Raw genomic sequence first — 13,453 nt, forward strand, 5'->3', positions numbered from 1 at the left:
ACCGGTATTGAGCGCTCATTTCCGTTAGAAACCTTGTGGCAACGAGTTGATCCGTAGAAGCCTACCATTATCCATTTCAATATATCCGCCTTTCCGTAACTCTCTGATGATCGTCATTACGCCACTCCTTGAATATCCCGTTCGTGTTGTTATATAATGACAAACATTCTCTTTTTTCTTAATTTCAGCATCACTCTCAATTTTAAACAAATAGTATTTCACCACATCGTACAAACTACCCATTCCCATCACTTCAAACTGTTGAAACATAAGCAGACTTGAATAGGATAATATGATATATAGATCGCGCCACAGGTTATGTGCTTCAATATGCGAATAGAATAAATGACGAGGACAGCTAATATATGAAAAATGGCTATTAGCAGAAACAACATAATTTTCAAAAAGTGCTTTTGGCACCAGTTTTAGTATATAAGGCCCCTTAACACCACCCAGCATAACATGGCTTTCTTTATGACTGAACTCGATCCATCCCTCTAGGATAAGAAGAATTTCATCGTCATGCAGAAGAGTATGATTTGACTGTGACGGATTACAAGACAGGATAATCGAAGATAGATTTTTAGAATTAATTACGCTAGTAATTATATCGTTAATCTGTTGACTGGGTCTGTCCATAAGTGTTCCTTTCGTCTCATTCATATTCCCTGATCTTACAATAAGTTAATTACTGATTGAAAGAACGCATCAATGGCGAGTTCAATTTTGCACTATATAAACACAATAACATTACAAAATGAAAATAATTATTTCCAACATGAAAATAATTCACACGCAAACTTTGCGCACGTTGTCGATGCTTTTTGCCCAGTGATTCATTTCCGTCGCTTGTAATCTCTCCTCATCACGTTATGAATTTCACCAACGCAGAGTCACGAGGGCATATTATGTGGACGACAACATTGTACTCGCCATTATTTCCACAAATGGAAAGTGATGGCGTGATTAACCTGGCAGAGCTCGATTCTTCTGGCATCGTCATTGACATCGCTGAATATGAGAATGCCCAAAAAGGCGATCTGATCGAATTATGGTTTGAAAGCTATGCCATTGGCTCAATTGGGCTGGCTGACGATCCGGTCAGCCAGTATTTCCCATGGCAATGCACTATTGCCCCTGACGTCGCTACCAACATTAAGGATGGTGTTTATCAGGTGCAGTACAACGTTATTGATGCGGCGCAGAACAGCTCTTGGTCTGAACTGGGCAACGCCATTATTGACAGAACCTCTACCGGTACGTTACCACCACCCTTCTTTCCCGAAGCAGGCAGCAATAACACCATTGACTATGACGAGGCGATGAGCGGTGGCGGCACGCCAGTTGCGGTGCCAAATTACGATGGCATTACCGCTGGCGATAACGTAACGGTTTATTGGGTTGGCCTGAAAAATAACACGGTTATTCAGCAGAGCATTACCAGAGTAAGCCACACCGTCCAGGCCAATGAGCTTGATGGTTTTGAGGTTCTCATTGCGACCACCTTCATCATTCCAGGCAATCTCAATCAAGCACTCGCCTGGTACGTGGTTGAGCATAGCGACAGCCGCAATGAGCGCTCTGAAAACGGCACCGTGAACATCGACACCTCAACCGGCACCACGTTGCCTCCTCCTGTCTTTGTCGAAGGCAATGATGGCTGGATTGATGCCGATGAAGCCGCCAGCAATAACAATACGCCCGTTGCAATTCCGGCTTATTCTGGCATCTCCGTTGGCGATACCGTGACCACGCACTGGCAGGGTTACAGCCAGGATGGCTCCCCGGTTACCACCGCTAAATATGACGCGATAACGATCGTTGAAGAGACAGACCTTGCAGAAGGTTTTGAAGTGGACATTCCCACGGCCAAAATCACCCCGGTCGGAATTGGCTACGGCATCTGTTATTACGACGTCATTTTTGCCAACGACAGCGCGGGCAGTTCACTCGCTGCACAGGTGGGTATTGATGTCGTTCATAGTGAATTACCTGCTCCGCAACTACCTGAAGCACTGGATGATGGCGTCATCGACAACGATGACGCCATGAGCGGCGGCGGTACGCCGGTTGTGATTAACTACGAGCCGATGTCCGAGGGCGACAGCGTGACGCTGGATTGGTCAGGCTATCAGGGCGCAAGCATCACGCCAGTGAACGGCACCGTTTATACCTCCACACGCGCGGTAACGGCGACAGAAGCGGCCGCTGGCACCATGACGTTCACCGTACCGTCAAAATATATTACCCCGATTGGTCAGGGCTACGCCGTCGCCAGCTACTCCGTGCAGTTTATCGATGGCGGGATTGCGTGGTCTGACGATGCAACGGCAACGGTGAATACGCAAGGTAGCGATATCACCGGCTCAAATTATCTGGGTGGATCTACGGGATATGCGCCGTGGAACAATACGGTTGTTCAGGGGTGCTATGTTGAATATCTGGCGATGGCGAATGGTGTACCGCTCAGAAATACCGATGTCCTGCTGACGATTTTTGGCAATAACTATTTCACCAACAACCAACTGGACACTATCACGCTCACCACCGATTTACAGGGCTATGTGCGTACCAATATTTCTGGCGCAGATACCACCACCAACACCATTACGGCGGAAATTGTCGGTGGCGATTACCCTGTCTCAACTGTGGGCTTTGAAACCGAACGCACAAATATTCAGGCCGTACCATACCTGACCAGCGATCCTTATATTCCAGGCAGCGGCAACAGGAAGTTCACGCTTTCGATAAGCCAGGACTCCGGCATATACCGGCTATCAACAAGCAATAATGTAGACATTTATATTAATGGCATAAATAAAGGAGGCATTGTCAATGGCGTGGCTGTTTACGCCGGGAGCCCACTCGAATTTGAAGTGACTTCAAATAACTTAAACAACACTGCCGTTACCGTTTCGGATAATGGTGCCAACACAAAAGAATTCTGTACATTCTATTTCTAACACTACGAGGTTAATATTATGATTAATGCAAATGCTAAAATTCCTGCGTTGCAGGCACAGATGCAATGGGTGGCGGGTTCACCACAGACCAGTACGACATCAGTAACACGCATGATGTACAATTTTAACAACGCAAATAATACACTCGATCTTGATACAGGTTTTTTACCAGGGATCATTGAGACAAGCACGGCCCAGCAAGAATCAACTATTTGCGATCCGCAAACAGGCGAATGGGTTCTTTTCTTCGATGGTAACAATATCTATGATGGCTTAGGAAATCTGGTAAACCCAAATAATAAGCTCGATACGATCACGAGCACCTCAATGACCAGCATCATTGCTCCGAGTCTGTCATCTTCTATTCCAACTTATAATGTTTTCTATGTTGATAAAACAACTCACCACCTGAATTATGGTATCGTTAATTTCCCTGCGGGGATGAGCAATGAAGCAAACTGGGTAGGGATGCAATCACTCAGTATTGATAATGGCGTTGCGACTCCATTTGGTCTCGCATGCCGAAATCAAAAAGAGTATTGGGTTCTGACACTGGCTAATGTGAATACACTGGTTGCTTACAAGTGTGATGTAACAGGTGTAAACACCACTGCACCAGTACATATTATGCTTCAACCTTTTGCTTCTTTAACGGGTACCGTTGATTGCACTAAGAGTTCTATTGTTACCTTTGGTGATAAAATTGCGATCACAGTCAATAATAACATTATGGTTGGAACATTCAATTTTAATACAGGTTTCTCAATCCCTCAAATCAGTCAGTCGTTAGTCGCAATGTCAACCATTACTTTAGCGCCCGATTTTAATGCCTCTGGAACACATCTTTATTACCTTAAAACCAGAGATAGTTCAAATAAAAACCACGTGTGGGTTTATGAGATGAATAGCGGAGCATCTTATTCTGCTGACTCAAGCTACGCGTATACAAATCAATATAAAACTCTGAAACTGGCGCCTAACGGTATTATTTACGGCATCAATTTGTTTACCACAACAACGCATGCAGATCCTATTTTAAATATTACTGAAATCCCAGAAAGTGGAACTATTTCGGTAACCGAAACCATTATCCAGAACCTGAATAGCTCTAATACCTTTGGTAACATCCAATATCAAATCAATAACTTTTAATGCCTAATGCCCTCTCATATAGAGGGCATTATTTTAAATACAAACGATGAGGGCTCTCATTATGATTAGTTCAACAATGCAAAACTACTGGTTTCCTGGCCATGCGAATCAACGTTCAATTTTTGACTTCACAAGCGGAGTTCTGGATATACAGACACCTGGTTTTCCTTTAGTACCTGAGGACTCAGATAATTTTGGTAATGTCATTACTCTGGAGAACGATGTTGGATACTACATTCTCGGGAAGTATCTGATGGATGGTAATTTCTCAGTCGTTTCGGGTTCCGATGATCTCTTTAACAAAATCCCTGCCAATATTGCATGTTGTACATTCGCCCCTGATAACGCTCATACTAGCTCCGCACATTTATATTTCATCGACAGCGATGGCCTACACTACGCCCATATATCGAGAAATATATTTAAAGAATCTTCAATTGATACCTTAGCGCTTGTTTCTCTATCCTATAAACCAATCGAAAACTCTCCATTATGTATCCTGGGTGACAGTGTCGGCGGTGGAAACTGGTTAATCTATGTTTCTGTAGTGAATAATCTTAAACGACTCGTGACTATTTATTGCGAAGCTGATACGGTTCTCGATGGCGAGCAAACGCTTCTACCAATACAAGATAACCCCGTTAGCATCGATATTTACAAAAATAATGCCGCAATAGTCTTTGATTCCTGCTGTTTGCTATATGCTTCAATTACTGTATCTGATAAAAAAATGGCTATCGCAATCGACAGGATGATCACTAACCTCAGCATTGATTGTGTGCAGACGGCATTTTCTGCAACGGGCACATACCTATTCTGGCTAACCAAAATATCCGGAAAATGTTTCATCAATTATATGGACATTCTTAGCGGTACAGTTACCACCGTACAAACAAGCGGAGTATACAAGGCATTGAAACGCGGCGCCGACAACGTAATTTACGGATTGAATCACCAGACCTCCAACTCCTCAACTCTACTGACCGTTACACCAAACAACCTGCTTGGTAATTTCAGCGTGTTAGAAATTCTTGTCACCGCCAATGGCGGATATTTCCCGGCAACAGGCTGGGATGTTTATTCATTATAAGCACAGATAAAGCCGTTATTTTGATAGCGGCTTTTTTATTATTTTCCTTCCTCTTTTTTGCTTCGATCCCTTCCCTAATTTGCCCCCATCGCAGCCACTTTATTTCATAAAGTATTCAGCGATACATAAGGTATCACTACTTTTAACAAGGTAAATATTATGACTGATACAATTTCTGCAGTAAGCGCAGTACCGGCCACTATCGCTAACGATGGTTCTGAAGCTTCGATCGTTTCCGCAACCGTTCTGACTGATGGCGCGCCCGCGGCTGCGGGTGTTAGCGTCTCCTGGACCGCTACGGGCGGTAAAGTGAGCGACGCGACATCAACTACCGACGCGAACGGTATTGCGCAAATTAGCGTGACGGCAACGTCCAGCACCGTGGTTGTCACCGCGGCAATTGGGCTTAGCACGATGGATAAAACCATCACCACTTATACTCCGCTGGCAGCCCCAATTGTTGTTAATGCCAGCAGCGATGATGATTATACGCTGGATCACTACGATATTAGTTTCGGCGTTCAGGCGGAGATCCCTTTTTATAACAACGTTGCATTGGGCCAGACGGTACAATTCTTCTGGGGAGATATTGATAATATTTCATTTATTATTACTGAAACCGAGCATCCGCCATTTGTGATTGACGTGACTCATGCGCTGTCACCGGACTGCCTGAAAGATGGAACTTACAACGTATATTATGTCGTCACCGACCAGGCGGGCAACTCGACCAAATCCTCAACACTCAATATTACCGTCGCGGACGGCGGCAGTACCGTACCAACGCTGCCTGCGGCCTCTGTTTCAGAGGCCGATCCGTACATCAACATTAACGATGCCGGCGACGGCGTTGATGTTGTCATCGCTTATCCAGGTATGGTGGCCGACGATCTGGTGACCTTCTACTGGAACGGCTTTGATAAGTCCGAACGTCAGATCACCGGTACTGAAGCAACCGACGACTATAAGGTTGTGGATGGCGATACCTCCATCACCTTCACCGTTCCGATGGAAGCGTTCTATCCTAACGGCACGGGTTATGAAGGCTATGCAGAAGTGTACTACACCGTTGAAACAACCGGTTCCAGCGTGCTGGCGCTTTCTGATACCAAACAGTGCCTGGTAGATACCCTGGCACCGTAAGGGTACCGTCCCGGCTTCTGGCCGGGACATTTTCTTTTTCACAACACATCCGCACTGCTGTTGTGAAATAGCCATCTGTCAGGAAAATATCATGACTACGTTAATCACCGTGGAATATATTTTTAAAGCCGTTGTCCGATGTATAACGCATATTATCGATCACAATGATATTTCCGTATTTACTGGCGCGGCATGCGGAGCAGCCATTTTTATCCTCAATTTACCCCAGACCGATAGACTGCGTCGCATCTGCTATTTTTTAATCTCTTTCTTCTTAGGCAGCAACTGCGCAGAAAGCACCGCCAGCCTGTTGAACCGAGGAGCGGAGAAATTTATTACGCCTGCACCAGAGATTAATAAGACCTTTACCGCAGCACTGACTGCAGCCATCGCAGTCCGCCTGATAACCAAACTCAGTGAGTTATTATTAAAAAAAATCACCGATAAAAAATAGAAGAGATGGATATGAAAGCGATAACGATTTACGAGTCAATAGCGGTTTTCATTATATTGTGCCGATTAGTCATGCTTCGTGCCCGCAATAACCATAAGCCGCGTAGCGTTCGCTTTACCTGGTGGTTAGCCATTGTGGTGACCTGTATGACCCTTATTCGTTTAACCGACAGCCGCATTGTCGCGGATACCTTACAGTTGTCATTAATGGTGCTTGTCGCCCTTGCGCTGTGGGCCGATGAAATTATGAAAGATGAGTAATAAGGAGAAGAAGAATGGGTGATTTATCTGAACATTTTAGCCGTCATGAGTTCACCTGCCGCTGCGGGTGTGGTTTTGACGACATCTCACCTGATTTAATTGCCGTACTGGAAACAGCCCGCGCCGGGTTTGCCGCACCAATTCACATTAACTGCGGATGCCGCTGCGCCACACACAATGCCGATGTGGTCGGCGTTCCGGACAGCCAGCACCTGAAAGGGACAGCGGCGGATATCACGCTTTCCGGCGTGACGCCCGCCACACTCTATAACTGGTTTGACAGCCATTACCCGCAGGCGCTCGGGCTGGGAAAATATCGAACCTTCGTTCACGTCGATGTTCGCCCCCAGCGCGCACGCTGGACGGGCTAATCAGGCTAGATCGGGGGAAATGTGGGTGAGCATCATCCCCCTTAAAATGCGTAGTGAATACCGAGCGTGCCACCCACATTTTGATAACCCTGCTAACCTTTCTGAACCGTCGCCTGCGCCGTTATCCCAAGATCGGCCGTTAACCTGGCACTGGCCCCTGCAGATTAGTCCAAACTTATGCCAGCAACCTCGGGTTTTCTTATCTGACAATCAAAATGATGGCAGTTAGTGGCTAAAGAGAGTCATTAATAAAAGGACAATTCCACTCATCATGACATTCATTGATATCAGGTAGTGTCGCCCACGACCCGAGCCACAAAATATCACCAGAGCTCCCCCCATCAACAATATTCCAGCCAATGCGTATAACAGATTTCCTGTGTGGCACCACCCTCGTAAGCACAGCAAACCCGGAACCAGCATTGACCAACCCGTTCTCCGCCAGGATAAATGAGTGCGTTCAGGTTGAAGTCCAGGGTCTCGCATTATCACGATTGTCCCTGCCAGAGCAGTATCCCCAGTAATGTGGCGAGAACCACCATCAGAGCCGCCAGAATCACCAGCGCACGGGTGTAGGGTAAATTGCTTTCAAGGCGCATGGCATACTCATTCCGGCGCCAGCGTCGCCAGGCTGTGTATCCCATCATTGATGCCGCCACCAGCAGCATTGTCGAAATGCCGATGCGAAGTTCTGCAGAGGACAACTGCGGGGAAAATTGTTCTATTCCGACAGCGCCGGCCATAAAAGCCAGCGCGGTGCGTATCCAGGCCAGAAATGTGCGCTCATTAGCAAGCGTAAATCGGTAATCGGGGGTTTTGCCGGCAAGCCACCACTTACCCTTTGGGCGTGTTGACTGCGTGCTATCCTGTAGACTCACGTTTAATCCTTTCTTTTATCAACAATTCTTTAATCGACAGTCCGGTCGATGCGCTGTCGCGAAGGTTATGGCGGGTGATTTCCGTGCACAAAAACTCGATCATGAACAGCTGTGACATACGCGTAGCGATCGAGTCCCCCTGGTAGGGGCCGGCGTTACCGCTGGTCAATAGCCAGGTGTCTGCGAGTTCAGTCAGCGGTGACTGAGGACTGTGGGTGATAGCCAGACACTGTGCACCCGCTTTTCTGGCAAGCCGAAACGCATTGACCACTTCGGGGGTTTCGCCGGAGTGCGAAAAAGCCACCACCAGATCTTCAGGTTTGAGGTTGGCGAGTTTCAGCGTCATGGTGAAACGGTCGGTATAGGCTTCCGAATCAATGCCCTGACGGTTCATTTTGTCGCGAGCTTCCATTGCCGAAAGCCCGGATGCGCCGAACCCTACGAACAGCACGCGATTCGCGGTCAGAAAGCGTTCCACTACCGGGTTGACGACCTGCATGTCCAGCAGACCTATGGTCTCATTCAGGGTGGTTTCGACTGTCAGAGCAATCTTCTGCGCCACATCGTTGCGGGTATCGTCCAGGAAGATATCCGGGGACGATGGCAGCAGCTGCTCGCGTTCGTCCAGCAACTCGCGCTTGAGGGCGGCTTTAAGATCGAGCAGACCGCTGTAACCAATCTTTTTGCAAAAACGCACGATAGTGGCTTCACTGACCGACATCGCTTCGGCCAGTTTGCGCACTGGCATCTGCGCTACTGTTGCAGGTTGCTCCAGAATAAACCGGGCAATATGCTGGTCTGTTTCACCGAGCCCGCCCAGCACATTACTGATATATACCCGCACATTTTCGCGATTTGCGCTCATTGCCGTACCTGACCTTTTTGCATGAAAAATAACGGGTATTCTGTCAACCCCCTGCGCATGCGTCTACCTCAAAGCGCAGCCTCACGGCAAATGCCTGACTCTCACCTGGCACCAGTTGTCGTATCCCACGCTTATTCCTGGCTATGCCATCAAAGTCCGGGGTATCGGTTGTTCCGGCCAAGGGCTCGATGCACAGAAGATCCGCACCTGGAATGCCCCAGAGAGCCAGCCAGTCATGTTCATCCGTTTCGAGCATCATGACGGTTGTATCATCCGGCGAGCAGATCCGGACCTGTTGTTGCTTACAGTCACCAAAGTAGATGGCACCATCACGAAATGATGTCTCTGTCAGTGGAAATGACGTGGTTGTCCGGGTCTGACCGTCGGTGACCAGCGTTCTGTTACGGGTAGGAAACGGTCCCCTGACGCCCTTTTCACCAAATTGCACATGCCAGCCTGGTTCGCTGGCCACAGGAATTGCAAACCCAGGATGCCAGCCAATGGAATACCAGAATGACTGACTGTCATCATTAAAGACATGCTGTGACACACTGAGCCCATCTGAATGCAGCATGAGCCGCATCTGAACACGCCAGCGCCAGGGCCAAATACTGAGGGTTTCAGATGTGGCCCGGGCCTCCAGCAGCAGGTGGCACTCATCCTGTTCAATACAAGTGAACAACTGTTGACGCAGAAAACCGTGCGCCGGTAAGGGCAGGAACTTCTCGTCCACCTTGATTCCCTGATGAATAAGCGCACCAACGACTGGAAACAGCTGGGTGGCAGAGTTGTTCCAGACGTCTTGCGCGGGTTGCCACAACCATTCACGACTGGTGAATTTGTCATAGATTCGGGATAACTCACCGCCTGTCGCGTTCACCGCGATCCGAAAGCGATCGTTTTCAAGTTGCCAGGCGTTCATGTCTACTCCGTCCTCAGCAACAACCGAGTCTGATAAACCAGGGCCTTATGCCGGTCACCGGTAAAACAGGCATCAATCAACGTGAAGATATCCCTCTCCACCAGCAGATGCCCTGCGGGGAAGTGCTTCAGCACCTCTTCCTGAGACATTCCCTGCTCTTTTGCTGCGCTGAGGACAAAACGCAGCGCCTCCTCCACACCATGATGTTCACAGCGATATGTCTTATCTGTCCAAACTGTGAGACTGGACCAGCGTTCAGCGAAGGCTTTCTCTCGCTCAGGTGTCAGCGTGTCCAGCTCAAATCGATTATAGAGCTCAGGCGGGGCATCATGAGAGCGCATCAGCCTGATCATTGCCTGTGCGTAATGGAAAGCCCGCTCACTGTCATGCAGAGGTTGCATCTGTTTCGGATCGGCGTTGAGGTCGAAAAGCTTATCCCCGAAGCGCCACGGATTCAGATAACCGAAGGTGGCCGGGATTTGCATGACCTGCGCACCCTGGGTGAAATCAAAGCCGGGATGAATGCTGATGTTCTGTAATTCATTCACTTTGAACATGCTGTCGATTCGGGTCGGCATCAGGGTGTACTCATACAAATTCCCCTTCCCTTCTTCTCGTGGGCAACGCATATAGACATAGTCGCCGTCGGTGATATTGATGTGGCCGCCAAAGTAACCAAACATCGCATAGTCCCGTACGGGCGTGTCATTTTCCACGGCCTGACGCAGCGGTTTACCGGTCATGGATGGCGGACGCGGAACATCGAAATACTCCAGCAGGGTTGCCGGGATATCAACAGTCTGAGCCAGTGCGCTGCGACGAACGCCTTCGGCTTTACAACGAGGATCGCGGATAAAGAATGGTGTATTAGCGATTTCGTTGTACACCGGCATGATGTTCTTGCCCCACCACTGATGCTCTCCGAGCAGAAAACCGTGGTCAGTACAAACGATGAACAGGGTGTCTTCCCACAGATCCAGCGCTTTCAGTTTGTCCATCACCTGCCCCAGATAGTCATCACACATGGTGATAAGCGCCTGGTAGAATTTCCGGACTTTATCATCGTCCTTACCGCCCGGCGCACCGCAGTAGTAAGGCACCCAGCCGTCAAACTCATCAGGCGTGCAGCCATACTGTGCGAGGTATTTTTCCGGGACAAAGAACGGTTCATGAGGATCGAAACATTCGATCTGCAGGAACCAATTATCCTGGTGCTGATTGGTTTCCAGGAACTCTATACCGGCACTGATGGTTCGGTGGGTAAAATGATCTTCCTGGGTAGGCATGGCTGCACGATTAATCAAATCTTGTGTCATGCGTCCGCTGCGACGACGCAGGGTTTCTTCGTCTTCCATGCCCTGCCAGTTGATGGCGGGTTTCTCAACCTGCCCTTTCCAGCAATCCCCTTCCTGGCCACGAATGAATTCGAAAGTAGAGTAGCGGGTGTGGTAAGTCGCCCCGCCATCACGCCAGTAGTGTTTATGGTCGGTCACCATGTGGGTATGGACGCCAGCCTGTTTCAGCGCCTGAAACGTTGAAAAATCAAACGGCTCCAGCGGCCCCCAACTGCGATGCAGAAAATTGTAACGCCCGGTATGCAGTTCGCGCCGGGCAGGCATGCAGGGCATACTGCCGACATAGAAGTTGTCAAACTGTGCAGACTCGCGGGCCAACCGGGTAAAATTGGGGGTGAGGGCATCGCCCCCATAAGGGGCGAGATGGTTACGTGTCAGCGTATCAAACATCAGCATTACAGCTTTCATAAGACGTCTCTTCTTTATGAACCGATAAATTCTTCAACTTCGTTTTTGATCAGGGTGACATGTGGTCCATACACCACCTGCACGCCTTCTCCACGGACGAATGCGCCACGGCTGCCGAGTTGTTTGAACGCATCCACAACGACGTTTTGCGGATTTTTGACCGTGATGCGAAGGCGGGTGGCGCAGCAGTCCACATCAACAATATTCTCCCGACCACCCAGCGCCTGGACGATCCCGGCGGCACGCTCATTACCTGTGGTACTCACCGTCGGGGAATCATCTTCAGTATCGTCTTCACGCCCTGGCGTTTTCAGTTGATGCCATTTGATTAGAAAGCGGAAAGAGAAGTAGTACAGGCAGAACATCACGGCACCGAGGGGAAGCATCAGCAGCCAGTTGGTTTTGGCGTTACCCTGGAGAACCCCAAATAGCAGGAAATCGATAAGTCCGCCGGAGAACGTCTGCCCCACCGTGATTTGCAGAATGTGCGTGAACATAAATGCCACACCGGTCAGCACGATGTGTACGCCATACAGCAGCGGCGCGCAGAACATGAAGGCAAATTCCAGAGGCTCGGTAATCCCCGTGACAAAAGCGGTGAGCGCAGCGGACAGCATCAGGCTGGCAACTTTTTTCTTATTCTCAGGACGAGCGGAATGGTAAATGGCCAAAGCCGCACCCGGTAGGCCAAACATGAAGTCAGCGAAGCGTCCGGCCATGAAACGGGACACGCCAGAGTAATACTGCGTCACTGACGGATCTGCCAACTGAGCAAAGAAGATTTTCTGCGTTCCCTGCACCAGATTTCCGTTTACCATCTGCTCCCCTCCGACACTGGTCAGCCAGAATGGGAGATAGAACAGATGATGGAGACCGAGGGGAATGAGGCATTTGAGGATCATGCCGTAGAACAGCGTGCCAATGTAGCCAGTTTTTTCAACCAGACCGCCCAGATGGGTGATCCCCATCTGAATGTGTGGCCAGACCCAGAACAAGAGCACACCAAGGAAGATGGCAAAAAAAGAACTGACAATTGGTACAAAACGAGAGCCGCTGAAGAAAGCGAGCAGGCTTGGCAGTTCGGTTTTTCCGAAACGCTTCTGTACCCGGTAGGCCAGCAGGCCACTCAAAATCCCCCCCATCACCCCGGTTTGCAGAGTGGTGATCCCCATGACGCTCGCCTGACCTACTACGGCCAGATTTTCCGTTGCCAGCGTGCCTGAAAGCAGCAGAGAAGCGTTAATAGCTTTGTTCATCACGATGTAACACAAAACGGCCGCCAGGCCCGCCGTACCCTTATCGCTGCGCGCCATCCCAACCGCGATACCGACAGCAAATAGCAACGAGAGATTATCGAAGACCACACTGCCACACAGTTTCATAACTGTAAAAATCGCCTGAATCACCTCACTGTTGAGGGCAGGATAGGTCGATATCGTCACAGGATTCGTAAAGACGCCGCCAAATCCCAGCAACAGCCCTGCCGCAGGCAGGACCGCAATTGGCAGCATAAACGACTTACCCAGGTTTTGTGCCCCGGCAAACAATTTGCTCATAAAGACCCCTGATGTTGGTGTTATGAAATTTATATT

Annotated in this window: 14 protein-coding genes; 7 read left to right on the forward strand and 7 right to left on the reverse strand. The window is 48.9% G+C overall.

What is annotated here, in order from left to right; all coding sequences use genetic code 11:
• Window positions 1-24 precede the first annotated feature (24 nt).
• Window positions 25-639, reverse strand: a complete 615-nt coding sequence (locus VH187_RS23035) for a helix-turn-helix domain-containing protein (protein WP_329703754.1) — start codon at window positions 637-639, stop codon at window positions 25-27.
• 269 nt (window positions 640-908) lie between these two features.
• On the opposite strand from VH187_RS23035, the gene VH187_RS23040 reads away from it, so the two are divergent.
• The 7 genes from VH187_RS23040 to VH187_RS23070 all read left to right on the forward strand — a co-directional run bounded on the left by VH187_RS23040 (window position 909) and on the right by VH187_RS23070 (window position 7,433).
• Window positions 909-2,963 carry a hypothetical protein gene (locus VH187_RS23040; protein WP_329703755.1) on the forward strand — a complete coding sequence of 685 codons (2,055 nt, stop codon included), beginning with the start codon at window positions 909-911 and terminating at the stop codon, window positions 2,961-2,963.
• 18 nt (window positions 2,964-2,981) lie between these two features.
• Window positions 2,982-4,115 carry a hypothetical protein gene (locus VH187_RS23045; RefSeq protein WP_329703756.1) on the forward strand — a complete coding sequence of 378 codons (1,134 nt, stop codon included), beginning with the start codon at window positions 2,982-2,984 and terminating at the stop codon, window positions 4,113-4,115.
• A 61-nt stretch (window positions 4,116-4,176) separates the two neighbouring features.
• Window positions 4,177-5,205, forward strand: a complete 1,029-nt coding sequence (locus VH187_RS23050; protein WP_329703757.1) for a hypothetical protein — start codon at window positions 4,177-4,179, stop codon at window positions 5,203-5,205.
• Between the two features lie 159 nt (window positions 5,206-5,364).
• Entirely contained in the window at window positions 5,365-6,348 is a 984-nt protein-coding gene (locus VH187_RS23055; protein WP_329703758.1) for an Ig-like domain-containing protein, read from the forward strand.
• 91 nt (window positions 6,349-6,439) lie between these two features.
• Window positions 6,440-6,802: a putative holin gene (locus tag VH187_RS23060; RefSeq protein WP_329703759.1), complete on the forward strand. Its 363-nt coding sequence runs from the start codon at window positions 6,440-6,442 to the stop codon at window positions 6,800-6,802.
• Between the two features lie 71 nt (window positions 6,803-6,873).
• Window positions 6,874-7,062 (forward strand): hypothetical protein, encoded by a 189-nt coding sequence (locus VH187_RS23065; RefSeq protein ID WP_329703760.1) that lies wholly within the window; start codon window positions 6,874-6,876, stop codon window positions 7,060-7,062.
• Between the two features lie 14 nt (window positions 7,063-7,076).
• Window positions 7,077-7,433: a D-Ala-D-Ala carboxypeptidase family metallohydrolase gene (locus VH187_RS23070; RefSeq protein WP_329703761.1), complete on the forward strand. Its 357-nt coding sequence runs from the start codon at window positions 7,077-7,079 to the stop codon at window positions 7,431-7,433.
• Window positions 7,434-7,658: 225 nt separating this feature from the next.
• On the opposite strand, the gene VH187_RS23520 is transcribed toward VH187_RS23070, so the two are convergent.
• The 6 genes from VH187_RS23520 to VH187_RS23095 are packed head-to-tail and all read right to left on the reverse strand — an operon-like array spanning window position 7,659 to window position 13,417.
• Window positions 7,659-7,919 (reverse strand): DUF202 domain-containing protein, encoded by a 261-nt coding sequence (locus VH187_RS23520; protein ID WP_414714055.1) that lies wholly within the window; start codon window positions 7,917-7,919, stop codon window positions 7,659-7,661.
• 2 nt (window positions 7,920-7,921) lie between these two features.
• Complete coding sequence (locus VH187_RS23075; protein ID WP_329703762.1) at window positions 7,922-8,311, reverse strand: YidH family protein; 390 nt, start codon at window positions 8,309-8,311, stop codon at window positions 7,922-7,924.
• Window positions 8,295-9,176, reverse strand: a complete 882-nt coding sequence (locus VH187_RS23080; protein ID WP_329703763.1) for a MurR/RpiR family transcriptional regulator — start codon at window positions 9,174-9,176, stop codon at window positions 8,295-8,297. Before VH187_RS23080 ends, VH187_RS23075 begins: the two co-directional genes overlap by 17 nt.
• Window positions 9,177-9,219: 43 nt before the next feature.
• Complete coding sequence (locus VH187_RS23085) at window positions 9,220-10,098, reverse strand: aldose epimerase family protein (protein ID WP_329703764.1); 879 nt, start codon at window positions 10,096-10,098, stop codon at window positions 9,220-9,222.
• A 2-nt stretch (window positions 10,099-10,100) separates the two neighbouring features.
• Complete coding sequence (locus VH187_RS23090) at window positions 10,101-11,861, reverse strand: sulfatase (protein ID WP_329703765.1); 1,761 nt, start codon at window positions 11,859-11,861, stop codon at window positions 10,101-10,103.
• Window positions 11,862-11,875: 14 nt separating this feature from the next.
• Window positions 11,876-13,417, reverse strand: a complete 1,542-nt coding sequence (locus tag VH187_RS23095) for a PTS transporter subunit EIIC (RefSeq protein ID WP_329703766.1) — start codon at window positions 13,415-13,417, stop codon at window positions 11,876-11,878.
• Between the last annotated feature and the right edge of the window lie 36 nt (window positions 13,418-13,453).

This window comes from Scandinavium sp. (assembly GCF_036271055.1).
Taxonomy (GTDB): Bacteria; Pseudomonadota; Gammaproteobacteria; order Enterobacterales; family Enterobacteriaceae; genus Scandinavium.